This window comes from Caulobacter sp. GW821-FHT09B11 (assembly GCF_059418205.1).
In genome coordinates, this window is the sequence record NZ_JBWKPK010000002.1 from 115,299 (window position 1) to 135,858 (window position 20,560).

Annotated in this window: 30 protein-coding genes; 10 read left to right on the forward strand and 20 right to left on the reverse strand. The window is 70.3% G+C overall.

What is annotated here, in order from left to right:
* Positions 1-5: 5 nt before the first annotated feature.
* The 19 genes from AC07N1_RS01525 to AC07N1_RS01615 form a co-directional block, all read right to left on the reverse strand.
* Positions 6-404: a DUF1801 domain-containing protein gene (locus tag AC07N1_RS01525; RefSeq protein WP_494670156.1), complete on the reverse strand. Its 399-nt coding sequence runs from the start codon at positions 402-404 to the stop codon at positions 6-8.
* 22 nt (positions 405-426) lie between these two features.
* Positions 427-837 (reverse strand): DUF1801 domain-containing protein, encoded by a 411-nt coding sequence (locus AC07N1_RS01530; RefSeq protein WP_494670157.1) that lies wholly within the window; start codon positions 835-837, stop codon positions 427-429.
* A 167-nt stretch (positions 838-1,004) separates the two neighbouring features.
* Complete coding sequence (locus tag AC07N1_RS01535) at positions 1,005-1,433, reverse strand: SRPBCC family protein (RefSeq protein WP_494670158.1); 429 nt, start codon at positions 1,431-1,433, stop codon at positions 1,005-1,007.
* The gene (locus AC07N1_RS01540) at positions 1,430-1,753 is read right to left on the reverse strand and encodes an ArsR/SmtB family transcription factor (protein WP_494670159.1); all 324 of its coding nucleotides are present in this window, start codon (positions 1,751-1,753) and stop codon (positions 1,430-1,432) included. The genes AC07N1_RS01535 and AC07N1_RS01540 overlap by 4 nt, the downstream gene beginning before the upstream one ends.
* Before the next feature lie 296 nt (positions 1,754-2,049).
* The gene (aguB, locus tag AC07N1_RS01545; RefSeq protein WP_494670160.1) at positions 2,050-2,931 is read right to left on the reverse strand and encodes an N-carbamoylputrescine amidase; all 882 of its coding nucleotides are present in this window, start codon (positions 2,929-2,931) and stop codon (positions 2,050-2,052) included.
* A 138-nt stretch (positions 2,932-3,069) separates the two neighbouring features.
* Positions 3,070-4,710 carry a recombinase family protein gene (locus tag AC07N1_RS01550; protein ID WP_494670161.1) on the reverse strand — a complete coding sequence of 547 codons (1,641 nt, stop codon included), beginning with the start codon at positions 4,708-4,710 and terminating at the stop codon, positions 3,070-3,072.
* A gap of 152 nt (positions 4,711-4,862) precedes the next feature.
* Positions 4,863-5,069, reverse strand: coding sequence for a hypothetical protein (locus AC07N1_RS01555; protein ID WP_494670162.1), 207 nt, complete (start codon positions 5,067-5,069; stop codon positions 4,863-4,865).
* Positions 5,069-5,464 (reverse strand): hypothetical protein, encoded by a 396-nt coding sequence (locus AC07N1_RS01560; protein WP_494670163.1) that lies wholly within the window; start codon positions 5,462-5,464, stop codon positions 5,069-5,071. The genes AC07N1_RS01555 and AC07N1_RS01560 overlap by 1 nt, the downstream gene beginning before the upstream one ends.
* Positions 5,464-5,823 (reverse strand): hypothetical protein, encoded by a 360-nt coding sequence (locus tag AC07N1_RS01565; protein WP_494670164.1) that lies wholly within the window; start codon positions 5,821-5,823, stop codon positions 5,464-5,466. Before AC07N1_RS01565 ends, AC07N1_RS01560 begins: the two co-directional genes overlap by 1 nt.
* Complete coding sequence (locus AC07N1_RS01570) at positions 5,820-7,028, reverse strand: ASCH/PUA domain-containing protein (RefSeq protein ID WP_494670165.1); 1,209 nt, start codon at positions 7,026-7,028, stop codon at positions 5,820-5,822. The genes AC07N1_RS01565 and AC07N1_RS01570 overlap by 4 nt, the downstream gene beginning before the upstream one ends.
* Positions 7,021-7,350 carry a hypothetical protein gene (locus AC07N1_RS01575; RefSeq protein ID WP_494670166.1) on the reverse strand — a complete coding sequence of 110 codons (330 nt, stop codon included), beginning with the start codon at positions 7,348-7,350 and terminating at the stop codon, positions 7,021-7,023. The genes AC07N1_RS01570 and AC07N1_RS01575 overlap by 8 nt, the downstream gene beginning before the upstream one ends.
* Positions 7,347-7,721 (reverse strand): hypothetical protein, encoded by a 375-nt coding sequence (locus tag AC07N1_RS01580; RefSeq protein WP_494670167.1) that lies wholly within the window; start codon positions 7,719-7,721, stop codon positions 7,347-7,349. The genes AC07N1_RS01575 and AC07N1_RS01580 overlap by 4 nt, the downstream gene beginning before the upstream one ends.
* Positions 7,718-8,236, reverse strand: a complete 519-nt coding sequence (locus AC07N1_RS01585; protein WP_494670168.1) for a hypothetical protein — start codon at positions 8,234-8,236, stop codon at positions 7,718-7,720. The genes AC07N1_RS01580 and AC07N1_RS01585 overlap by 4 nt, the downstream gene beginning before the upstream one ends.
* Positions 8,233-8,673, reverse strand: coding sequence for a hypothetical protein (locus AC07N1_RS01590; protein WP_494670169.1), 441 nt, complete (start codon positions 8,671-8,673; stop codon positions 8,233-8,235). Before AC07N1_RS01590 ends, AC07N1_RS01585 begins: the two co-directional genes overlap by 4 nt.
* The gene (locus tag AC07N1_RS01595; RefSeq protein ID WP_494670170.1) at positions 8,673-9,092 is read right to left on the reverse strand and encodes a hypothetical protein; all 420 of its coding nucleotides are present in this window, start codon (positions 9,090-9,092) and stop codon (positions 8,673-8,675) included. Before AC07N1_RS01595 ends, AC07N1_RS01590 begins: the two co-directional genes overlap by 1 nt.
* A complete protein-coding gene (locus AC07N1_RS01600; protein ID WP_494670171.1) occupies positions 9,082-11,394 on the reverse strand; it encodes a ParB/RepB/Spo0J family partition protein in 2,313 nt (770 codons plus the stop codon). Before AC07N1_RS01600 ends, AC07N1_RS01595 begins: the two co-directional genes overlap by 11 nt.
* Positions 11,391-12,161, reverse strand: coding sequence for a hypothetical protein (locus AC07N1_RS01605; protein WP_494670172.1), 771 nt, complete (start codon positions 12,159-12,161; stop codon positions 11,391-11,393). Before AC07N1_RS01605 ends, AC07N1_RS01600 begins: the two co-directional genes overlap by 4 nt.
* Complete coding sequence (locus AC07N1_RS01610; protein ID WP_494670173.1) at positions 12,158-12,496, reverse strand: hypothetical protein; 339 nt, start codon at positions 12,494-12,496, stop codon at positions 12,158-12,160. The genes AC07N1_RS01605 and AC07N1_RS01610 overlap by 4 nt, the downstream gene beginning before the upstream one ends.
* 2 nt (positions 12,497-12,498) lie before the next feature.
* Complete coding sequence (locus AC07N1_RS01615; RefSeq protein ID WP_494670174.1) at positions 12,499-13,026, reverse strand: helix-turn-helix domain-containing protein; 528 nt, start codon at positions 13,024-13,026, stop codon at positions 12,499-12,501.
* A 321-nt stretch (positions 13,027-13,347) separates the two neighbouring features.
* Between AC07N1_RS01615 and AC07N1_RS01620 the strand changes: the two genes are divergently transcribed.
* Positions 13,348-13,701: a hypothetical protein gene (locus AC07N1_RS01620; protein WP_494670175.1), complete on the forward strand. Its 354-nt coding sequence runs from the start codon at positions 13,348-13,350 to the stop codon at positions 13,699-13,701.
* On the opposite strand, the gene AC07N1_RS01625 is transcribed toward AC07N1_RS01620, so the two are convergent.
* Complete coding sequence (locus AC07N1_RS01625) at positions 13,698-14,324, reverse strand: XRE family transcriptional regulator (RefSeq protein ID WP_494670176.1); 627 nt, start codon at positions 14,322-14,324, stop codon at positions 13,698-13,700. The two genes, AC07N1_RS01620 and AC07N1_RS01625, sit on opposite strands and share 4 nt — an antisense overlap.
* 95 nt (positions 14,325-14,419) lie before the next feature.
* Here AC07N1_RS01625 and AC07N1_RS01630 point away from each other — a divergent pair, with 95 nt between their 5' ends.
* From AC07N1_RS01630 to AC07N1_RS01670, 9 genes are read left to right on the forward strand one after another with little or no spacing between them, the layout of a single operon-like run.
* Positions 14,420-14,677: a helix-turn-helix domain-containing protein gene (locus AC07N1_RS01630; RefSeq protein ID WP_494670177.1), complete on the forward strand. Its 258-nt coding sequence runs from the start codon at positions 14,420-14,422 to the stop codon at positions 14,675-14,677.
* On the forward strand, positions 14,674-15,165 hold the full coding sequence (locus AC07N1_RS01635; RefSeq protein WP_494670178.1) for a hypothetical protein: 492 nt from the start codon (positions 14,674-14,676) through the stop codon (positions 15,163-15,165). Before AC07N1_RS01630 ends, AC07N1_RS01635 begins: the two co-directional genes overlap by 4 nt.
* On the forward strand, positions 15,162-15,512 hold the full coding sequence (locus AC07N1_RS01640; protein WP_494670179.1) for a hypothetical protein: 351 nt from the start codon (positions 15,162-15,164) through the stop codon (positions 15,510-15,512). Before AC07N1_RS01635 ends, AC07N1_RS01640 begins: the two co-directional genes overlap by 4 nt.
* Positions 15,512-15,883 carry a hypothetical protein gene (locus tag AC07N1_RS01645; protein WP_494670180.1) on the forward strand — a complete coding sequence of 124 codons (372 nt, stop codon included), beginning with the start codon at positions 15,512-15,514 and terminating at the stop codon, positions 15,881-15,883. The genes AC07N1_RS01640 and AC07N1_RS01645 overlap by 1 nt, the downstream gene beginning before the upstream one ends.
* The gene (locus AC07N1_RS01650; protein ID WP_494670181.1) at positions 15,880-16,413 is read left to right on the forward strand and encodes a hypothetical protein; all 534 of its coding nucleotides are present in this window, start codon (positions 15,880-15,882) and stop codon (positions 16,411-16,413) included. Before AC07N1_RS01645 ends, AC07N1_RS01650 begins: the two co-directional genes overlap by 4 nt.
* Complete coding sequence (locus AC07N1_RS01655; RefSeq protein WP_494670182.1) at positions 16,410-17,135, forward strand: hypothetical protein; 726 nt, start codon at positions 16,410-16,412, stop codon at positions 17,133-17,135. Before AC07N1_RS01650 ends, AC07N1_RS01655 begins: the two co-directional genes overlap by 4 nt.
* A complete protein-coding gene (locus AC07N1_RS01660; RefSeq protein WP_494670183.1) occupies positions 17,132-17,407 on the forward strand; it encodes a hypothetical protein in 276 nt (91 codons plus the stop codon). Before AC07N1_RS01655 ends, AC07N1_RS01660 begins: the two co-directional genes overlap by 4 nt.
* Positions 17,407-18,624 (forward strand): DUF7146 domain-containing protein, encoded by a 1,218-nt coding sequence (locus AC07N1_RS01665; protein ID WP_494670184.1) that lies wholly within the window; start codon positions 17,407-17,409, stop codon positions 18,622-18,624. The genes AC07N1_RS01660 and AC07N1_RS01665 overlap by 1 nt, the downstream gene beginning before the upstream one ends.
* Positions 18,621-20,555, forward strand: coding sequence for a hypothetical protein (locus AC07N1_RS01670; protein ID WP_494670185.1), 1,935 nt, complete (start codon positions 18,621-18,623; stop codon positions 20,553-20,555). The genes AC07N1_RS01665 and AC07N1_RS01670 overlap by 4 nt, the downstream gene beginning before the upstream one ends.
* The last annotated feature ends 5 nt before the right edge of the window (positions 20,556-20,560 follow it).

The window sequence follows — 20,560 nt, forward strand, 5'->3', positions numbered from 1 at the left end:
AAGGCCTAGCGCTTCTTCTTCGCCGTGTTGAGCTCGACCGCCGCGCGGATCAGCGCCTTGAAAGCCGCAGCATCCACCGCCTCGCCTTCGCGGATGTCGATGGCGCGGCGGGTGTTGCCGTCGAGGCTGGAATTGAACAGGCCGGCGGGGTCGGGCAGCGACGCCCCTTTCGCAAACGTCAGCTTGATGTAGGCCTTGTAGGTCTCGCCGGTGCAGAGGATGCCGGCGTGCGACCAGACGGGCGTGCCCCGCCACTTCACCTCTTCGAGCACCTGCGGATCGGCCTCGTGGATCAGGCCGCGCATGCGGGCCAGGGCCTCGCCGCGCCAGTCGGCGAGAGCGGCGATGCGGTCGTCGATGTACTTGGTCGCGTCTTCGACAGTCGGGACTTCGGCGGCGGGCATGGTTTCCTCGTTCGTTTCTTTTCTAGAGCCGCTCGCCGGGCAGGGCGGCGGCCTGCTTGATCCAGGCGGTCAGGCGGGCCTCGTCGAGGGGCTCGCCTTCGTGGATGTGGAAATAGCGGGTGTCGCCGCTCTTGGACGGCTCGGGCGGGACCGGGTCGAGAGCCTGGCCGCGGAAGAAGGCGATCTTCACGTAGCGGGCGAAGACATGGAAGCTGAGGAACCAGGTCTTGTCCTGATCGGGCGCGCCGTAGAACGGCGAGTTCCACTTCACGGCCTTGCGCACGCCGGGGACGGCGGCGGCGACCAGGGCGTCGAGCCGGGCGCCGACGGCACTCTTCCAGCCGGGCATGGCCGCGATATAGGCCTGGATCGGGGCCTCGCCGTCGCCCTTGGCGATCTGGGGGTTGCCGCCCGAGAGCAGTTTGGGGGCCATGATGTTACCTCCAATGACCAAAACCCATCGTCATCCCGGCCGCAGCGAAGCGGAGAGCCGGGACCCAGGGGCCGGCGCAGTGCGGTCGCCCCTGGGTCCCGGGTCTGCGGCGCTTCGCGCCTTCGCCCGGGATGACGAGCTAGGAACGCACGAACCGCATCCCTCCCTCAATCCCGGCCCAGCACCGCTTCCAGCTTCTCGAGGAAGCCCTTCCAGCCGGCGTGGGCGCCGCCGTAGGCCTGTTTCTGGTCGGGGCGGAAGCCGGACTGCTCCATGCGCAGGTGCGTGCCCGCCGCCGTGGGGGTGAGGGTGAAGGTGACCACGCTGGTCAGGGCGTAGGCAGGGTCGGGGTGGGCGTGGTTCCAGGTGTAGGACAGCGACTTCGGGGGATCGACCTCCAGCACCTCGCAGTCCAGCACCCCGCCCCACTCGCCGCGCAGGGTGAAGCGGTGGCCGACCACGGGGGCGAAGTCGGACTTCATCAGCCATTCCTCGATCAGATGCGGCTGGGTCAGGGCGCGCCACAGCTTGTCGGCCGGGAACGGCAGGTCGCGCTCGACGACGACGGAGCGCAGGTCGGCGGTCTGGTCGATCATTGGTCCATCCTGTTCAAGAGGTCTTCCAGCCGGTCGAAGCGGCTCTCCCAGAAACCGGCCATGCGGCGGGTCCAGTCGACCAGGGGCGACAGGGCCTCGAGCCGGGCGCTGTAGTGGGTCTGACGGCCGGCGTGGCGGTCGGTGACCAGGCCCGCCTGCTTGAGCACGGCCAGGTGCTTGGACACCGCCGGCTGCGAGACGCCGGCCTGGGCCGTCAGCGCCCCCACCGTCTGCTCGCCCTCGCGGCACAGCCGCTCGAACAGCGCCCGGCGGGTGGGGTCTGCGAGGGTGCGGAAGAGGTCGTCGGGGGCGGGGATCATGCGCTTATCGATAACCGGTTGGCTATGGGTTATTGATAACTACAGAGTTATTGATGAGTCAAGCAGGCATGAAAAACGCCCCCTCCGGCGGGCGGAGGGGGCGTTGCATTTTCGGGGCTCGATCACCCGCCCTATCCGCTCGTCATTCCCGCCCTCGTGGCGGGAAACCCTCTATCGGCCGCAAGGGCGAAGGGGGCGGACCGCCGGCGGTCCGCTGGCGTCTCACGTGCGGGCGGACCCAGGGGTTCCCGCCACAAGGGCGGGAATGACGGGAGTTTGGGGAGGCGTCCGTTTGATCAAACGCTCGGCCGCGGCCCGGCCAGGCTGGCGTAGAACTCCGGCCGGCGGTCGCGGAAGAAGCCCCAGGCGGCGCGGTGGGTGGTGAGGAAATCGAGGTCGAAGCTGGCCTGGACCAGGCCCTCGTCGGCGCGGCCGAGTTCGCTGACCAGGTCGCCGCGATGGTCGGCGATGAACGACGAGCCGTAGAAGGTCTGGCCGCCGTTGGGATAGCCGTCCCAGGGCTCGAAGCCGATGCGGTTGGCGCCGATCACCGGGATCACGTTGCTGACCGCGTGGCCCTGCATGGCCCGCCGCCACGGCAGGGCCGTGTCGAGGCTGGCGTCATGCGGCTCGCTGCCGATGGCGGTGGGGTAGAACAGGGCCTCGGCGCCCATCAGGGCCATGGCGCGAGCGGCCTCGGGGTACCACTGGTCCCAGCAGATGCCGACGCCAAGGCGGCCGAAGCGCGTGTCCCAGACCTTGAAGCCCGTGTCGCCCGGCCGGAAGTAGTACTTCTCCATGTAGCCGGGGCCGTCGGGGATGTGGCTCTTGCGGTAGACGCCCAGCAGGCTGCCATCGGCATCGGCCATCACCAGGCTGTTGAAATAGTGCGGGCCCTCGCGCTCGAAGATCGAGATCGGGATGACCACGCCCAGCTCGCCGGCCAGGGGGGCGATGGCCTTGACCACCGGGTGCTCGCGCCACGGATGCGCCTGCGCGAACCAGCGCTCTTCCTGGGCCACGCAGAAGTACGGCCCCTGGAACAGCTCCGACGGCAGGATGACCTGCGCGCCCTTGGAGGCGGCTTCGCGGATGAAGCCCTCGGTCTTCTTGATGTTGGCGGCCAGGTCCATGCCGTAGGAGGTCTGGATGGCGGCGACGCTGAGCGTGCGGGGCATGCGGACTACTCCTGCGGTTCTTGCTGGGTGCGTTGACACAAATGGCTCATGCAAGTCGCCCTTCATGGCCTGCCGTTCAAGTGGCTGCGGCGTTTAGCCTATCGCCCGGCGGGCTTCAATCGCGCCGCGATGGCGGGGTCAGCCCCGGATCCGATACTCGCCCAGGCCCTCGCCCTGGGCAGATGCCCCGCCGATCGGCCGGCCGGCGATCATCGACATGACGGCCTGCATCTGGCCGACGACCTCGAGCTCGTACTCGCCGCGCTTTTCCAGGGGCGTGACGCGCACCTGGCCGACCAGCTGGCGGAAGGCCTCGCGGGCGGCGGTCTCGGCTGCGCCGTCGCCGTCCAGCTGCTGGCCGAGATCCTCGATCATCTGGCGATAGTGGCCAGCGGCGGCCGGGTGGATGGCGACGACCTTGCCGGCGTCGTCGAGGCGCGCCAGGTCGCGCTGCAGGACGGCGGCGCGGGCCTCCAGATCGCGGATCTTGCCGGCGACCGTGGCGCCCGCCAGCACGCCCTCGGCCACCTGGTCGACCAGGCGCTCGGCCTTGCGCTGGGCGTCGGCGAGCTCGCGTTGCAGGCGGTCGCGATCGACGCCGGCGGTGCGGCCCTGCTCGGCCGACAGGCGATGGATCTCGCGCACGACGGCGTCGATCATCTCTGGGCGCAGCAGCCGGTCGCGCACCGCCGCCAGGACGCGGCGCTCGGCGTCGACCATCGGCACGGTGCGGCTGTTACTGCAGGTCGATGCGCCCCGGCCGATCCGGCTGTTGCAGCGGAAGCGGGCCGCATGGGCGCCGCCGACGGCCTGGCCGGCCGACAGCACCATGTTGTAGCCGCACACCCCGCACACCACGATGCCCGACAGCAGACGCTTGGGCCGGCGCTGGGCATGGGCGCGGGCCGGAACCTCGGCTGCGCGATCGGCCAGGATTTCCTGGGCCTTGTACCAGGTGGCGTCGTCGACGATGCGCAGGTCGGGCCGCTCGGAACGCACGACGCCGTCGGCCGGGGCTGCCGTGGCCTTGCGCTGGCCGGTGGCGCGGTCCTTGCGCAACGTCGTGCGTCCCCAGACCAGCACGCCGCGATAGACCTCGTTGCGCAACATGCCCTTGAGGGGCTGGTTGAGGCGCGGGACCAGCCAGGTCGAGCCGCGTGCGCTGGGCACGCCCTCGAAGTTGAGGTCGTTGCAGATCTGCTGGGGCGAGCGGCCGGCGACGTATTCGGCGAAGATGCGGCGGACGACGGCGGCCTTGACCTCGTCGATCTCGCGAAGGCCGACCAGGATCTCGCCGGCCGGGCCGATCCTGCGCACCACCCGGTAGCCGTAGGGCGTGGCCACCGCCCGCCCCTCGCCGATCACGCCGGCCAGGCCGCGCCGGGTCTTGGCGCCGAGCTCCTTGAGGTGCAGGGCGTTCATCGTGCCCTTGAGGCCGATGTGCAGTTCGTCGATCCGCCCCTCGGAGAGCGTGTGCAGGGCCACGCCCCAGGACGCCAGATCCTCGAACGCGCCGGCGACGTCGGCCTGGCCGCGCGAGAAGCGGTCGAGCGCCTCCATCAGCACCACGTCGAAGCGCCCGCGGCGGGCGTCGTCCATCAGCTGCAGGAAGGCGGGGCGGTTGACGGTGTTGGCGCCGGAAATCCCGGCGTCGGCATAGATCTCGACGACCTCATAGCCCAGGCGCGCGGCCAGCGCCCGGCACACCGCGATCTGGTCGCGGATCGAGGCCGGGTTCTGCCGGGGGTCGCTGTATCGGGCGTAGATGACGGCGCGCACGCCTTACCCCTTGGAGTCGAGTTGCGCCGAACCATGACGCTCCACGATCACCCGGGCAAGCGCCCGCGCAAAGGCGAGCTCCGCCGGCGACAGCGGGTCGGCCGGCGGAGGCGCTTTGGCCTCAGGTGAACGGGAGCGACGGGCGGCCATGGTCAGGCCGGCTTGTCGCTGAGAGCGGCGCGGCCGACGTCGGTCAGGCAGACGCCGGTTCTGTCGTTCGGAGGGTTGCTGGCGAGGGCGGCAAAGTGGTTATCGACCAGGAAGTCGAGATCCGAGCCCTTGCACTCCCCATAGGCGCTCCAGTCTTCTTTGCTCAGCCACTCCAGAAGGAAGCGCTGCGCCTTGGTCAGCTTCGCCATCAGCCTTCTCCCTCGACGGGTTCGAAGAAGGCGATGACGTATTCCTGCACGAGGATCGCGCCGCCGGCAGGAGACCAGTCGTAGTCGGGGTCGCCGACCTTCACGCCCTCGTCCTTCAGGAACTCGGCCACAGCGGCGCGGGATTGCTCCCAGGCCTCGCGCGGCTTCACGCCGTGTTTCATCAGTTCGACCTGACCGCCGACGATCACCGGATAGGCCGGGTTGTTCATGAACACGTCGATCACGGTGTCCACTATCGACGGCATGGCCTTCTCCAGCCCTGACGTGACGCCTTCGGTGACCGCCTGTGCCATGCGGGGCGCAGCCTTCTCGAAGCCCGCGTCGAGCCCCTGGGTGAGGGCTCGGTTCAGGTTCTTCATCCAGGGGAAGCGCATCAGCCTTCTCCCTCGGACTGAGGGGCGCGGAGTCCGAGCGCCGACGCGGCGGCTTCCTTCCAGCGCTTGGTGGAAGCGCTGACGAAGTCGGCTATGTCAGGAAATCGGAACGGCTTCCGTGAGCGTTGGAGCGTGTAGCCGTGGCCCGCCAGAACCCACAGGAAGACGTCCACCGTGTAGACGTGGGCGGCGATCCATGTGACGTCCTTCGTGCACGACAGCCCGCCGTCCTTGGCGTTCCGCCGCTCCACGATCTCTTGCAGGGCCTTGAACAGCTCCTTCTGGTCATGAAAGTCGCGCATGAACTCGGGCAGGTATCCGCCCGCCTTGCGCCACGCATAGAAGGCTTCTTGGCTCACTGCTCGCCCTCCCCTTGAGGAGAGAGCGAAGCCAAGGCCTGAAGCTGCTCGCCGGTCAGGCTGATGGTGTGGCGCACGGCGGGATCGGCCGCGCCGAAATCAGGGAAGGCCGAGAGCTTGCCTTGGGCCACCTTGGCAGCCTCCACCAGCGCAGCCTTCTCGTCAGGGGCGGCGAGGCTCATGACCGCGACGTCAGCGGGTAGTCCGAACTCGCCGCCGTACAGGACGTAGGTTACCGCCAGGGAGCACTCGTCGCCGCTGTAGGCGTCGGCCTCGGGGTCGTACTCGCGCTGACGAAGCGTGTCGCCGACACGGAAATCCCGGTCGTTCCTGCGGACCTCGAACCGCTTTTCGCCCGACTTCACCTTCTGGAAGTAGGCCGGCCAGCATTTCAGTTCGTGCGTGATCGGATCGCGCTCGCCCTTCACCCCCTCATGGGAGACGGCGGGAGGCGTGGGCGCGGCGACGGCCTCAAGAGACTGCGCCTTTAGAAAGCATTCCTCGGCGAGCGCTTCAGCCGACTGGCATTCTTCCTTCCAAGTGACCGGCCAGAGCGGGCCGCAACCGTTCGGGCAGGGCTCCGACTTGCTGTCGCCCGCGCCTACCGTGCCGTTCCGAACGAACAAGACCTTTCTGATTAGCCGGAAGTTGCATTTGGCGCACCGCATCACACCCGGTCGAAGGTCTCCGACGGTCGCGGCCGATGCGGCCTGGCGCGCGAACGCCGCAAAGATCGCCTCGCGGGCCTTGGTCTGGATCGCCGCGTGACTATGGCCGTGGCGCAGGGCGTGCGTTTCGTTGAAGACGTTGATCAGGACGCCGTTGATCTCCCTGACCAGTTCCTCCGGGCCGAGCGGTGTTTCGCGGCCGGCGAGCGCCGCCTTGATGGCGGGCATGTCTTCGCCCAGGGCCTCGAACGAGTAGCCGCGATTGTCCCGCCCAATCCAGGCGGCCAGGTGCTCGATGTGGCCGACCGCCAGGCGGAGCGCTGGCGATAGGCGGCCGATCGCCGTAGCCTGCGCGGTCAGCACGGCCCGCGCCGTCGCGTCGTAGGTGAGGCTCGCGGCGAACGCTAAGGCCGCGTGCTCATAGGCGGCCTTAGCCTCGGCGTTGATGAGGTCCCATCGCACCGCAAGGCGCGGGAGGTGGGCGTAGACAGCGGCGGCCAGCTTCTCGCCGAGGCTCGCGGAGGGGGTCTCAGCCATGGTTGGCCGCCCTCCTGCTGCGCGCCCGCACCTCGGCGGTCAGGGTGTCGAGGCGCGCGGCCTCGGCCGTCGCCGCGGCGAGATAGGCGTCGATGTCGACCAGGTGCTTGGTCAGCGTCTCGCGGGCCTGGCGCGCGGCGTCGAGGTAGACGGTCGACGGCCCGGCGCCGTTGTCCAGGTCGGCCTGGATGACGTCGCCGTGGATCTCGGCGAGGGTGGCGAAGGCTTGGCGGATCGAGACGATCGCCATGGTCTGCCGTTTGCGCAGGGCGCGCGGGCTGTCGAAGGGCGACGGCGGAAGCTTGGGGCGTCGGCGCGTCATCGGTCACCATCGTACGGCACGCGGTCAGCAAAGGCCTCGAGCGCCTGGTCGAGCTCGCGCATCGCCGCCTTCTCTTCTTCGCTCGCCGCAAACAGCTCTTCGAATGCCTGGCGGCCCGCGATGACCAAGCGGGCCACGTCGGCGGGCAGTTTCGCCCGTGTCTCGTCGGTGGTCACGAGTCCACCCGCCCCTGTCTTCCCGCTGAAGGTCACGTAGCCGGCGACAATCGTCGCGACGCTCAAGCCCGCGCTGATGGCGATGTTGAGGGGCGGCTGCTCGGCAGTGACCGCGGCGATCGCGGTGTTGAGGGCAAGAAGGCAGCCGAAGGCGCATGTGAACACGCCGCAGGTCCAGACGAGGACGCGCTTCATTGCCCCGTCTCCCCGCGCGCGGCCTTGCGATCGAGGCTCTTGATCGCCGCGATGATCAGGGCGCCGGCCTTGACCAGCTGGCGGCGCACGGAGCCGCGCTTGAAGGTCTCGGGCGGGAACGGCCAGAGCTCCACGCTATCGAGCGCGTAGGCGGTGGCGGCCGTCACCAGTTCGTTGTTCTGGTAGGTGTCGTCCTGGCCGGGCGTGTGGCCCTTGTCGGTCATCTGCCGGCGGTGCTCGCCCGCCAGTTCGCCGGCGACCAGGTCGGTCGCGTCCGGTTCGTAGTCGACCGGCTCGTAATCGAACGGTCCAGACACATCATCGGCCTCTTTCGACGCCGGCTCGAAATGCTGGTCGATGAAGCTGCAGACGCGCCAGAGGTCGCCGGCAAAGGCGATCCGGACGCCGCGCGCGTAACTCAGGTCGCGGGACCCGGGCGAAAAGTCCTCGATCACCACGACGTAGCCGGCGACCTCGGCGGCCTCGATGTAGAGGCGGGCGGGTTTGCTGCTCATGCCGCGCGCCCCGTCTGGCGACCGCGGCCGATCATCGGCGCGGTGCTGTGGGTGGCGGCCAGGGCCGCCTCGAGCACGGCGCGGCCGGCGCCGTCGAGCCAGACCCAGCCGATCCAGTCGCGGCGGGCGCCGTCGGCCAGGGTGTAGACGGCCACGCCGCGCACCTCGCCCCAGTCGCGGATGTTCAGCGGCTGGTCGTCGACGAGCTCGATCGCCGCCTCGCCGCGATGGCGGTGGATGGCGCGGGCCAGGTCCATCGCCGTGCTGAAGGCGACGGGCTTGCAGAGCGGGTTATGCGGGTAGCGCACCAGGGCGTAGCGGGTGTCGCCGGGCATGCGGATCCTCCGAAAATAGGTGAGCGCCTCGGCCAGGGCCGGGTCGCGGGGGCGGTAGGCGGCCGCCAGGTCGGCGGCGGTGTCGTAGAAGTCGAGCGCCATCAGGCGGCGCCCTGGGCGGGGTCGGCGGCGCTGGGCGGCGGTGCGAGCGGCGCTCGCACGACCTGGCCGGTCGACAGGCGAAAGAGGCCCTCGCCGGGGAAGTCCTCGACGCTGCAGGCGCGCAGGAAGGTGACGGGCAGCAGAGCCAGGTCGCCGGCCCGCATGGCGGGGTTGGGCCGCATCGCCGCCAGGGTGAGGCCCCAGGTCAGGTGCCGCTCGGCCAGCAGGCGGGCGGCCTGGGCGCAGACCAGGAACTGTTGGGCGCGCAGCGGCGAGGGCGGGATCCGATCGGTGCCGGCGCCGAGGATCTCGGCGCGCTCGGCGTGGGCCTGGGCGATGGCCACGTAGCGCTGGGCCTCGCCTTTCAGGTAAACGATCGTCTCGTCGATGCTCGCGGGCGCGATGACGTCAGGCCGCATCGGCTTCCTCCCCTTGGTTTTGTTCGAGATCCTGGTGGTCGGGGTCGACCAGCTGGCCGTCCTCGAGGTGGTCTTCCGCCCACAGGTCGGCGGCCTCGCGGGCGCCGTCCCGGGTGAAGTCGAGCTCGCCCTCGGCGTCTTCCTGCAGGCGGACGCGGACGCGTTCGGCGTAGAGGGGAGCGTCGGACGGTGCGACCGCGTGCGCGTCGAGCAGGTGTTCGCTGATCCAGAAGGTGAACTGGGCCCAGTCGGCGGCGTCTCCGCTGTCGTTAAGTTCGCTCTTGGGCCAGCAACCGGTCAGGGCGTTGACCGCGACCATGGCCAGGCGCAGCGCCCTCTGGGAATTTCCGGTGATGTAGCTTTCGTCGGCGGTGCGCGCCCATTCCCAGGAATTGACGCCGGCCGACCACGGGGGCGAGGCCTTGCCCTCCAGCAGCAATTGCCGCAGGCGCTTGCCGACCAGTTCCAGCGGCATGTCCGGCGCCTGAGCCTCGAAGTCCGCCAGCTGGCGTTCCCTGACCTCGGCCTCGGCCTTCTCCTTCGCCTGGGCGGCCGCCCTGTCACGCTCGGACTGGGCGCGCCGCTCGAGCATCTGCTTGCCGGCCGGCGAGAGCTCGAAGGGGCCGTTCAGCCACTCGGTGGCGTAGGCCTTGGCCTTCTGCACGGCCTTGGTCGCGTCGGCCCCGATCAGGTCCTCGCGAAGGTGCATCAGGATCTTGTTGCGATGGGCCTGCGAGGTCAGGACCTCGGCCTTGCCCAAACCCATCAGGGCGCGCTCGGCCTTGTTGGTGATCTTGATGCGGATGCTGCCATCGCCCGACGCGGGCTTTTCAGGATCGCCGCCGACGACGAGGTCCTCGTTACGCAGTCGCTGGACCACCAGGGGCGGCGCGTTCCAGCGCATCGCTACGCCCAGATAGTTGTCGTTGTGGTTGTTGGGCAGGCGGCGAGTGGCGTCGTAGATCTCGAGCAGGGTGAGCGCGTCGGCCGCGGCGACCGTCGGCGGAGGACCGGGCGCTGGCCGCTTGGGCAGGTTCAGCCAGTAGGTCCAGTATTCGTCCTCGGCCTGCAGGCGAGCATGCTCCTCGCCGTCATCGCCGAAGGCCGTGTTGCGAGCGAACAGCAGACCGTGATCGTCGGTCATGCTGTAGACCATGCGGCTGACGAACTGCTCGCCCCGGCGCAGCAGCGACACGGCCGACCCGCCGTTGAAGTAGTTGAAGGCGATGTAGCCGCCCTGCACCAAGCCCAGTTCGGCCGGGTGCTGATTGTCATTGTAGGTCGGCATTTCGTTGATGCGGGTGGTGCGCCCGACGGCCAGCGGGTGGCTGAAGGGCCGCGCGCGGATCGCCGCGGCGATCTCGACCAGCATCAGCGCCTGGTGGTCGCTGGGCTCCTCCTCCTCGGTCGCGAGGGCCGCGCCGACGGCGTCCTCGAGCTCGACCTGCTCGGGCTCGGCTTCAGCGGGCGGCGTCACCGCGTCGGCCGGCTTGGCCTGGGTGACGCTGTCGCGCAGCTGCTCCCAGGTCCACAGGCCGCTTTCGTGCGCCTCGATCTGCGCCGGGCCGGCCTTGTCGACGGTGCGGATCTTCTCCTGCACGGCGCGCACGCCCGTCTCGCTGCCCTCGCGGGCGCGTCCCAGCTTGAAGGCGATGGCGCGGGCCGACAGGCGCGTCTCGTCGCGATAGGCGGCCAGGGCCTTGGCGTCTTCCCAGGGGCTGAGGTCGGCGCGCTGGGCGTTCTCGACCAGGCCGATGAACAAGGCTTCGGACAGCGAACCCTCGCGCTCGACGAACGGCAGGCCCGCCTCGAGGCTGGCGGGCAGGCGGCCCTCGGCGATCAGTTGGGCGCAGGCGCGCCAGCGGCGCTCGCCGGCGTGCAGCATGCGAACGCCGCTCGCATCGGGCGGATAGAGCACCAGGTTCTGCAGCAGGCCGCCGGCCTCGACGATGGTGTCGGCCAGGCCGTCGAGATCGGTCTGGGCGAAGCGTTTGCGCGGGTTGGCCGGGTTGGCCGCGATCCTGTCGTGCGGCCAGGTGTCGGAGCCCGCCGCGCCGGCGGCCGCGCCCTCGGCGCGGTCCAGGGCGGCGACGATGGCGCGGCCCGTCTCGGTGATCGCGTAGCCCTCGCCGGTGTCGGTCAGGCGCTCGGCGTCGGCCAGTTTCAGGAGGTCGCGGCGGGTGTTGGAGTTGTCGCGGGCCAGGGCCTGGGCGACGTCGCGATGGGTCACCGGCGCCTCGCGCTTGGCGATGAAGCGCAGCACATCGGCGAAGGCCAGGTCGGTGGCGGTCAGGATGCTCATTCGTCGTCTCCGGGAGACAGGAAGGGGTTTTCGTCGTCGCTCCAGGTCATCGGGCTGGGCGCGGCGGGCGAGTGGCGGGACAGGTCGACGCGGACGTAGGGCCGGCGGCCGAGGCCGAAGTTGATCCAGGTCGCCGAGAGGCCTCGCACCTGGGCCAGCCGCTCGGCCGCTCCCAGGCCATCGCAGGCGCAGACCCAGGCCCAATCGAACGGGCGCGGGTCGCCTGCCTCGATGGCGATCAAGGTCGCCGGCTCGACCTGGAGGGCCGAGCAGAGATCCGCGGCGATCTCCGCTGCTGTGGGGGCGTAGTGCGTGACCCGGTGGTCGGCCTTGCCATCCGCGCCGGGGTAGAAGATCTCGACGATGTCCCGCAGGCCCAGGGCTTCGTTGACGTCGTCAGCGCTGAGGCCCCGCAGGCGGGCTAGCCGATCACCGGCGCGGCCGTCGACGCGGCGGCAGATCCACAGCAGGTCTTCAGGGTAGGGCTCGCCGCAGGGCTGGGCGACTAGGTCGCCCAGTTTCAGACCCAACTCTCGCAGCAGCTTGCCGGCGACGCTCAGCGGGGTTGGGCCATAGCTGACCGTGCGCAGTTGAGGTTGCCCCGGCGCGGCCCGATAGATGACCTGCACCACCGGGCCTTTGCGGAACGGCAGGTCCTGGCCCGGATCCTCGGCCAGGGCGTCGCCAGGGCCTGATACCGAAGTGATCTGGCCTTGGAAGGGCGCCAGCCTTCGACCGGCGTCGGCGAAGGAAAGAAGGTTGCTCATGGCCGGGCCGCCCGGCGCATGCGGTCCTGCAGCACCAGCAGATCCGCGCAGCCGATATATTGCCACAGCACGTCAGACCGCCGGATCGAGCCGCGGTCGCCCTGCAGGCGCAGGGCGTGGGCGAGGATGACGGCGTCGTGGCGCTCGAGCACGAAGCGACGGCCGCCGGCCTGCAGGCCGATCACCGGCCGGGCCGGGGCCGCGCCGGCGAGCACGGCGAAGGGCAGGAACCTGATGGAAGCCAGCGCATCGACCGCGCCGTCGCCGGCGGCGTCGATGGCCATCAGCACCTCGGCGACGCGGTCGTCCTGGGCGAGCTCGGCGGGGCTGGCCATGGTCAGGCGACCCGGCGGGGGATCAGGCGGCGCTCGCGGATCGGCACGCCGTTGACCTCGTCCGTAGTCATGACGACGGACTGCAGCTCGACGCCGCCGAGGGGGAGGCGCTGGCGCAGCACGGTCAGGCGCTCGGTCAGGTCGAGAAGCAGACGGCGATCGCCATGGGGCAGATTCACGAACCCGCGCGCCAGTTCCACGCCGCCGGCCACGCCCGCCAGCAGGTCCGCCGGGTTGGGCGCGTCGTCCGCCTCGCCGGCGTCGGCGTCGAACGACAGGCCCTCGAAGAAGAAGGCCGGCGTCACCTTCAGGGCGCGGGCGGCCTCGACCATCTTGCTGGCGCTGATGCGGTTGGCGCCGCGCTCGTACTTCTGGATCTGCTGGAAGGTGATGCCCAGGGCGGCCGCCAGCTGCTCCTGGCTCATGCCGACCAGCTTGCGGCGCAGGCGGATCTTGGCGCCGACATGCAGGTCGATCGGGTTGGGGGTGCGACCGCTGCTGTCGTAAGGCTGAGCTTGACTGGTCGTCATGGACGGATCCTCACACCGCCGCGCCGACCGCCTGTCGCGTCACGCCCTTGGCTGGAGGCGCGCCGCCGGTCGGACCTTCCGAAGACGCGAGCGAGCGTCCTGGGTCGGCGCGGGGTTGAGATTAGATGTTCGTTTTGCGCACCTTCGGTCAAGCGCTAATGTTCGTTTACCGCACTTTTTGTCACGCTTCCACGCCGGTGCCGCGCTTAGAAACGTGCGGAGAACGAGCGAAATCAAGCTGATATGACCGTTGCGCCGCGTGCTGATGCGCCCATAGGCTGAGCCGGAGCAAAGGGCTCACCAGCGGAAGGGGGACCGAATATGGCGGAACTTGGAGGGGCGGCCGCGCCCCGCATCGGCACCGGGGGCGGCTATTTCATCGCCGGATGGATAGCGATCGGCATCGGCGTCTTTGTCGGCGTCGGCTCGTCCAGTTCGGTCGACGCCGGCGTCGGGGCGACCTTCGCGAGCTTATTGCTGGCCGTCGGCGCGGGGCTGATCGTCGTCGGGTTTTGGGTAAAGCTGTTCGGCCTGGTCGAGCGCCGACTGATCGACATCGAGCGTCGCATGCCTGGCGGCGCGGCGGGGCCTGCTGAGCCTGTCGGCGGCGGACCTGCACGTCAGCTTTCAGTCGATGAAATGCCGCCCCTCAAGCCGGGCCAGCGCTTCGATTAACGCTGCAGGTGGAGCCGGACGGGCCGCGCGCTCGTGATGAGCACATCGTCGATCGGCGGCGCGTTCGGGCTTTCCAGCGTGAACAGGCCCTCGCGCGTTCCCTTGCGCAGGCGCTTGACCAGGCCAACGCCATCAGCGGTTTCGACCAGGCACATGCGGCCGAGGAACTCATGCTCGTTCAGGCGCTGCTCGCCCCTGATGACGATGACGTCGCCCTCGTCATAGATCGGCCAGCACGACTGGCCGCGCACCTCATAAGCCGTGGCGTCCAGCCATGAGGCCGGGATCTCGACAACGCGGTCGCTGTAGATCTCACCCGCCTCGATCTGGGCGCCGGCGCCGACCAGGCCGGACACGCGAACCATGCGCGAGTCCGACGGGCCGTAGCGCAGGAAGGCCGGCGACACGCCGAAGTGCGACGCCAGGCGGGTCAGCACGTATTCGGGCGGATCGTGCCCGGCCGCCTCGTACTTGGTGTATTGGCTGCGGCTGACGCCCGCGATCTCGGCGAGCTCGTCCTGGGTGGCCGCAGCGGCCATGCGCAGCGCCTTCAAGCGACCCGCCAGGGTCGTCTCGTCGATGACCTCTCGGGCCTGTCGTGGAGCGCGTCGGGCTGCGGGCATGCCCAGACGTATGTCCACAATGTTCGCGTGGCGCACGTGCATAATTCGAACGTCATAGCTTTGATTGATGTTCGTTTCACGCACATTATGCGGACATGTCCGATGATTCGCCGCTTCGCTGGATCCGTAGGCAGGTTTTCCAGACCGGCCAGGAAGAGATCGCCGCCATCGGGGGCGTGAGCCGCCCCCGCGTGTCGCGATACGAGGGCGGCAAGGACCAGCCCTCTTTCCGGTTCATGCAGCGGCTGAGGGCTGAGGCCCTGGCGCGCGGGCTTAACTTCAGCGGCGACTGGTTCTTCGCGGCGCCCGCGGCGGATGCCGACAAGCCCGCCGATCCGGCGGGCGACCAATGACCCCCGCCTACCTCACCGCCTATCGCCCCGGTATGATGGCCGAGCGCCCGCGCCCGGCCTCGGCTGATCGCGATGCGCAGCGCCTTGCGAAAATGCGCGAACAGACGGCGGCCAGGGTCGCGGAGAACCGACGCCTGCTAGGGCTCGATGATGCCGGCGTGCAGATCACTGGCGCGGGCAAAGATGCGATCGAGCACCTGACAGACAGCGGCCCGGTGCTGGGCCTGGGCGCGATCAACAGCTTGGCTCGGCGCGTAGTCGTCAACTACCGCCATCATGCTCTCGACGGCGTCGGCATGGCCGAGGTCTTTCACCTGACGCGCCATGACGAAGGCGATGGCATGGAGAAAAGCTTCCGCGCGCGCATCATCGCTGATCCCGTCCTTCATTTCAGTTGCTCCGTGGTTGGTGTGGTAATCGCCATGGAAGCACGGCCTGCCGAGTCGCGTGAGTCTGGCTCGGCAGGCCAACCCGGGGGCGACCGATGACCCCCGCCGAGCGCCTCGAGCGCTGGACGGCCCTGATCGAAGAGGCCGGCGCCCTGGCCGCCGACTGGCAGGCCGCCTTCATCGTCGACGCCGACCATGCGCGGCTGGACCTGCGGATGGCGGCCCTGCGCGGCCAGGTGCGGGGCGTGGACTATACCCGCCTGCCGTTCCCGGCCTGGGAAGACGGCAAGGAATTCGTCTGGCTGGCCCAGGGCCTGGTCGACGCGGATCTGCCGGTCGCCGATCGCCGGCGCCACGCCGCCGACCTGGTGGTGTCGTGCGAGCGCCTGGCGGCCGTGCTGGCCCTGACGGCCGCCGGCCGCCGGCGCGCGGACCTGGACGACTGATGCGCGCCCGCCCCTTCGCCGTCGAGCAGGTGCGCCGCCAGGCCGACCTGTCGCCCGCCAAGCGCTGGCGCAAGCTGGCCCATCACGCCCAGCAGATGGCCGGCGAGGCCCTGGGCGAGATCACCGGCGCCCAGCCCGACCCCAGCGGCGTCAAGCGCTGGGACCTGATCGCCTTCGCCGGCGCCAACGCCGTGGCCATCGAGCCGCCGTTCGCGCGCCCCACGCCCTATCGCACGGCGGTGCTGGAGCTGTTTCGCCACGCCGCGCGCGCCTTCGTCGCCGCCGGGCCGGACGATCGCCGCGCGGCCGCCGCGCCGCTGAAGGTGGCGGCCGAATTGCTAGCCGACCTGCTGGAGCGAGACCGCACATGACCCGCGACGACCGCGACTTGCTGACCTTCAAGAAGGCTCGGATGTCGACCCCCTCTATCGCAGCGCTGCTCGGCTGGACGCCGGCGCGCGTCGAGCGCCGCCTCGCCGTGCTCGAGCAGCAGGCCGCCGTTTCCGCTGAAGAGGCCATCCATGATCAAGATCCGCCGCCGCCCGAAGTCGATCGCGAGCCCGCCGCCGCCGAAACGGCAGGCTCGGCGTATCCGTCTGCGCCGCTCGCGCCGGCTGGCGCGCCGCTGGCCCCTTCGGGTGTGGACGTGGCGGGCGACCGCATCGAGATCGAGGTTCGCGACTGGCGGCCGGTCGCGGCGCGGGCGCTGGCCGCGCTGGCCCGGATCGATTTCGCTCGGCTGAGTCCGCCGACGCGAGGGGTGCGGATCAAGCCGGTCTCGGCCGACATCGCCCGCTGGGCGGGCTGGTTCCTGGCCGCGCGGTGGCCGCTGGAGCCGGTGGCCAGGCTGTTTGGCGTCGACGCCGGCGACCTGGCCCGGGCGCTGCAGGCGCCCGCATGACCCGCCGCGACAACCGCGCCGTGGTCGAGCGCAGCGTGCGTGGCCTCGTGGCCGCCGACGACGCGGCCACCGCCCTGCACCGGCGCCTGGAGTTCTATCCGACCCCGCCCTGGACGGGCCGGTCCATCGCGGCGTTCATCCAGCGGCTGGATCCGGGCGCCCGCACGGTGTGGGAGCCGGCCTGCGGCCAGGGCCACATGGCCGCACCGCTGGCCGAGACCTTCGAGGTGCGGGCCAGCGACATTCACGACTACGGCTATGGCCAGGTGCGCGACTTCCTGGCGCCGAGCGAGCCGGAGATGCGCGGCGAGGATCCGCGCCTGTGCGACTGGATCATCACCAACCCGCCCTTCCGCCTGGCCGAGACCTTCGCCCAGCTGGGGCTGAAGCGGGCGCGGCGGGGCGTGGCCCTGCTGTGCCGCCTGAGCTTCGAGCAGGGCGGCGAGCGCTATCCCCAGCTGATGCGGCTGTCGGCGCAGGCGACGTTCTGCGAGCGGCCCTCGATGCGGCTGGGGCGCTGGGATCCCGAGCTTTCCACCGCCACGCCCTATTCGCTGTTCGTCTGGATGCGCCCGGAGGCCGAAGGCGAGAGCCCCTATGGCGGCGTCATGGCCGCCTGTCGGGCGGCCGGCGGCTGGTGGTCGACCTTGATCCCGCCGGGCACGCGCGACCACCTGCATCGCGACGCGGACGTGGCCCGGTTTGCTGGAGGCGAGGCATGAAACTGCCCAAGTCGCCCAAGACCGTCCACGTCACCGCGCGCGGCCACAGGCTGTCGGCGCATCACCTGGCGGCCCTGAAGGCGCTGGCAGCGGCCTACCCCCTGGCGCTGGCGCCGGGCGCGGATGTCGGCGGCGGCACGCTGGCGGCGCTGGTCCAGTTCGACCTGGCCCTTCGGGTGCGCCGGGGTGGCCGCGTTGCCTTTGAGGTGACCGTCGAGGGGCTGGACGAGGCCGAGCGTGCGAGCGGCGCTCGCATTCCTGGGGTCGGCTGATGGACAGCGACCTGTTCAAGCGCGCAAAGGAAGCCGTCAGCGTCGAGCAACTGGTGGCGGCCAAGGGCATCAAGCTGGTCGGCGGCGTCACCAAGCGTAGCATTTGCCCGATCGGGGACTGTGGGAAGAAGAAGGGCCATCGGCCGTTCCTGATCGACACCAAGGACCAGCGCTTCAAGTGCTTCAGCTGCGGCAATCGCGGCGACGTCATTGAGCTCGAGCAGCTGCTGCGCGGCGACGATCCGGTGACTGCCGCCCGGCGATTGCTGGGCGAGGTGCGCCCCGACGCCCCGCCCCCACGCCCCCAGGCGGAGACCGACAAGGCGGCCGATAACGCCGAGGCCCGCAAGCTGCGCTACGCCCAGGAAATGTGGGCCGGCGGCGCGGCGGTGCTGGGCAGCCTGGCCGAGCGGTATCTGCTGTCGCGGCGGATCCATCCGGCGGTGATCGCTGACGCCGCGCCGGCCATGCGCTTTCACCCCGCCGCCCGGCATGGGTGGGACGCAAAGCGCGGCGATTGGGTGCGCGCCCCAGCCTTGTTGCTGCGGATCGTGACCCCGGCGGGCGAGACGGGCGGGGTTCACGCCACCTATCTGCTGCGCGACGGTTCGGGCCGCGACAAGGCCCTGGGCAAGCGCATGTGGGGCCCGCAACGCCTGGATGGCGTGACGGGCGGGGCCTGGCTGATCGGGCCGGTGCGCGAGGGCTATGACCATACCCCGCTGGTGATCGGCGAGGGGCTGGAGACGGTGCTGTCGCTGGTGTCGATCATCCGCCTGCAGGGCCGGCGCGCCCGGGCGGCGGCGGCGCTGTCGCTGGATCGCCTGCAGGGCGGCCCGGCGCTGGACACCGATCAGTGCCTCGACCTGGCGCGCCCCCAGGCCGCGCTGGTGCGCCCCGATGTCTTTGGCCCCACGCCCAGCGCCTTCACCTGGCCCTGCCTGCCCGAGCAGCCGTGGCCGGAAGTGCTCGTCGCCGTCGATCGCGACATGCTTGAGACGCCGATCAAGGCCCGCACGGGCCGGGGCAAGCCCGTGCCGATGAAGCTGGCCGGCGAGGCCCGCGCGATCCTGTGCGGCCGCCTGGTGCGCCAGCAGTGGCGAGCGGCCGGCCACCAGGCCGTGCGGCCTTTCTTCCCGCCGGTGAACAGCGACTGGAACGACGAATTGCAGCGCCAGGTCAAAGCCGACCTGGCGCGCCTGGGGGTGCGTGCGTGAGTAACGACGTGGACGACGATATGGACGGCGGCGCGTTCGGCGACGAGATCCTGGACGACGGCATGGACGCAAAGCCGGCCGAGGCGGTCAGCTACGAGCCCATCACCGTGGCCGGGATGGAAGACGCGCCGGAAGGGACCGAGCGCCTGCTGAAGGGCTTTCCCAATCCCGACGTCAAGGAAAGCCCCGTGGTGCCGCTGGGCCACTACGACAGCAAGGTGGTGTTCGCCATGCCGGAGGGGACGCTGCGCACCGAGCAGGCCAGCAAGGTGGGCCAGATGCTGCGCACGGATATCTATGCCTGCGCGGCCGGCGCGGCGTTCCTGGCCTATTGGCGCGACGAGGCCGACAAGTTCCAGCGCGAGGCCGCGGCGATCTATTTCGTGCGCAAGTGCCGGGAGGCCGGCCTATGGGATGCCGGCCGGCCGGTGCGCGGCCTGGGCGTCTGGCCCGGCGAGGCCGGGGCGCTGATGCTGCATCGGGGCGGCGAGGTCTGGAAATTCCAGAGCGGTCAGAAGGTCGAGCGCAAGACCATCGCCGAGATGATGCGCGAGCGCACCTCGGCGATCTATCAGCTGAAGCCCGCCGCCCCGGCCCCCGGCAAGCCCTCGACGATCGAGGACGGGGCCAAGGTGCGCGCCTGGCTGGACATGTGGCGGTTCGAGGCGATCGGCCTGGACGGCCTGACCGGGGCCGACGTGCTGGCCGGCTGGCTGATGGCCTCGCTGCTGGGGGCGGTCGCGCCCTTCCGGGGGCACGTGATCATCAACGCCCTGGCGGGGTCAGGGAAGACCACCCTGGTGCACTTCATCCACGCCCTGCTGTCGGCCCTGGCCGGGCCCGTGCTGGACAGCTTCACCGAGGCGGGCCTGCGCAGCGACCTGTCGGGCAACGCCCGCCCCGTGCTGCTCGACGAGGCCGAGTCCTCGGCCAGCGCCTTCGGGCCGGGCGTGGTGGAACAGGCCCTGGCCCTCTTGCGGCGGATGGCGACCGGCGCGGGCAGCACCCGCAAGCAGGGGGGCGGCGACGGCGGGGCCATGACCCAGACGGCGGTGGGAGCGGCCCTGCTGGCCGCCATCAACCCGCCCAAGCTGACCAGCCAGGACGGCACGCGGATGGTCGAGGTTCGCCTGCTGCGCCTGGGCGGCGGCCCCCCGCGCCCCGGGGGCGCAGTCACCGACGACGACATCGAGGCCGCGCGCCTGGAGGCCGAGAAGCTGGCGCCCAGGCTGCTGGGCCGCGCGATGCTGGGGGCCAGACGCTACAAGTCGGACGTGGCCGAGATCAAGGCCGCCCTGCGCCGGGCCGGCCAGGAACCGCGCGCCGCCGACCTGATCGCCATGATCGCGGCCGGCCGGCGGATGCTGCTGCACGACAAGCCGCTCGACGCGGCGGGGGCCGACGCCGAGGTCGCCTTCTGGCGGCCGCTGATCAGCCAGCGCGAGGCCACCGAAGTGGTGACCAATCCCGGCGCCGACGCCTTCGCCCACCTGATGGCGGCCGAGACCAGCCAGTACCGATCCGACCGTCGCTTGACGCTGGGGATCATGGTCGAGCGCCTGGTGGCCGGCGAGCGCGACTATATCGAGTCGCTCAAGGGCTATGGCCTGCGGGTCTATGAGGGCGTCGGCCCTGACGGCCGGCCCGGCCCCTGGTTGATCGTCTCCAACCACCATCCGTCGTTGGACAAGATCTTCACCGGCACCCAGTGGGGCAACTGGCGGCTGTCGCTGTCCTACCTCGACGAGCTCGGCGACGACCACAAGACCTGGCCGACCGAACCTCTGCGCTATGGCGCGGGCCGCAAGCAGCGCGGCCTCGCCGTCCCCCTCACCCCCTTGTTGGACAGCCTCTCCGACCGCGCGGGCGGGCAGCGTTCCACCAGCGTTCCACCCACCGTTCCAGGAGAAGCCGTTGACTGGGAAGCATAATCCGC

Coding starts and splice junctions, on each gene's coding strand:
- AC07N1_RS01610 (WP_494670173.1), bottom strand. CDS start 12,496: ATGGCCAGCCCCGCCGAGCTCGCCCAGGACGACCGCGTCGCCGAGGTG.
- AC07N1_RS01600 (WP_494670171.1), bottom strand. CDS start 11,394: ATGAGCATCCTGACCGCCACCGACCTGGCCTTCGCCGATGTGCTGCGC.
- AC07N1_RS01530 (WP_494670157.1), bottom strand. CDS start 837: ATGGCCCCCAAACTGCTCTCGGGCGGCAACCCCCAGATCGCCAAGGGC.
- AC07N1_RS01615 (WP_494670174.1), bottom strand. CDS start 13,026: ATGACGACCAGTCAAGCTCAGCCTTACGACAGCAGCGGTCGCACCCCC.
- AC07N1_RS01525 (WP_494670156.1), bottom strand. CDS start 404: ATGCCCGCCGCCGAAGTCCCGACTGTCGAAGACGCGACCAAGTACATC.
- AC07N1_RS01650 (WP_494670181.1), top strand. CDS start 15,880: ATGACCCGCGACGACCGCGACTTGCTGACCTTCAAGAAGGCTCGGATG.
- AC07N1_RS01665 (WP_494670184.1), top strand. CDS start 17,407: ATGGACAGCGACCTGTTCAAGCGCGCAAAGGAAGCCGTCAGCGTCGAG.
- AC07N1_RS01660 (WP_494670183.1), top strand. CDS start 17,132: ATGAAACTGCCCAAGTCGCCCAAGACCGTCCACGTCACCGCGCGCGGC.
- AC07N1_RS01635 (WP_494670178.1), top strand. CDS start 14,674: ATGACCCCCGCCTACCTCACCGCCTATCGCCCCGGTATGATGGCCGAG.
- AC07N1_RS01630 (WP_494670177.1), top strand. CDS start 14,420: ATGTCCGATGATTCGCCGCTTCGCTGGATCCGTAGGCAGGTTTTCCAG.
- AC07N1_RS01640 (WP_494670179.1), top strand. CDS start 15,162: ATGACCCCCGCCGAGCGCCTCGAGCGCTGGACGGCCCTGATCGAAGAG.
- AC07N1_RS01575 (WP_494670166.1), bottom strand. CDS start 7,350: ATGACGCGCCGACGCCCCAAGCTTCCGCCGTCGCCCTTCGACAGCCCG.
- AC07N1_RS01620 (WP_494670175.1), top strand. CDS start 13,348: ATGGCGGAACTTGGAGGGGCGGCCGCGCCCCGCATCGGCACCGGGGGC.
- AC07N1_RS01605 (WP_494670172.1), bottom strand. CDS start 12,161: ATGAGCAACCTTCTTTCCTTCGCCGACGCCGGTCGAAGGCTGGCGCCC.
- AC07N1_RS01625 (WP_494670176.1), bottom strand. CDS start 14,324: ATGCCCGCAGCCCGACGCGCTCCACGACAGGCCCGAGAGGTCATCGAC.
- AC07N1_RS01555 (WP_494670162.1), bottom strand. CDS start 5,069: ATGGCGAAGCTGACCAAGGCGCAGCGCTTCCTTCTGGAGTGGCTGAGC.
- AC07N1_RS01535 (WP_494670158.1), bottom strand. CDS start 1,433: ATGATCGACCAGACCGCCGACCTGCGCTCCGTCGTCGTCGAGCGCGAC.
- AC07N1_RS01585 (WP_494670168.1), bottom strand. CDS start 8,236: ATGAGCAGCAAACCCGCCCGCCTCTACATCGAGGCCGCCGAGGTCGCC.
- AC07N1_RS01570 (WP_494670165.1), bottom strand. CDS start 7,028: ATGGCTGAGACCCCCTCCGCGAGCCTCGGCGAGAAGCTGGCCGCCGCT.
- AC07N1_RS01560 (WP_494670163.1), bottom strand. CDS start 5,464: ATGCGCTTCCCCTGGATGAAGAACCTGAACCGAGCCCTCACCCAGGGG.
- AC07N1_RS01580 (WP_494670167.1), bottom strand. CDS start 7,721: ATGAAGCGCGTCCTCGTCTGGACCTGCGGCGTGTTCACATGCGCCTTC.
- AC07N1_RS01595 (WP_494670170.1), bottom strand. CDS start 9,092: ATGCGGCCTGACGTCATCGCGCCCGCGAGCATCGACGAGACGATCGTT.
- AC07N1_RS01590 (WP_494670169.1), bottom strand. CDS start 8,673: ATGGCGCTCGACTTCTACGACACCGCCGCCGACCTGGCGGCCGCCTAC.
- AC07N1_RS01645 (WP_494670180.1), top strand. CDS start 15,512: ATGCGCGCCCGCCCCTTCGCCGTCGAGCAGGTGCGCCGCCAGGCCGAC.
- AC07N1_RS01655 (WP_494670182.1), top strand. CDS start 16,410: ATGACCCGCCGCGACAACCGCGCCGTGGTCGAGCGCAGCGTGCGTGGC.
- aguB (WP_494670160.1), bottom strand. CDS start 2,931: ATGCCCCGCACGCTCAGCGTCGCCGCCATCCAGACCTCCTACGGCATG.
- AC07N1_RS01540 (WP_494670159.1), bottom strand. CDS start 1,753: ATGATCCCCGCCCCCGACGACCTCTTCCGCACCCTCGCAGACCCCACC.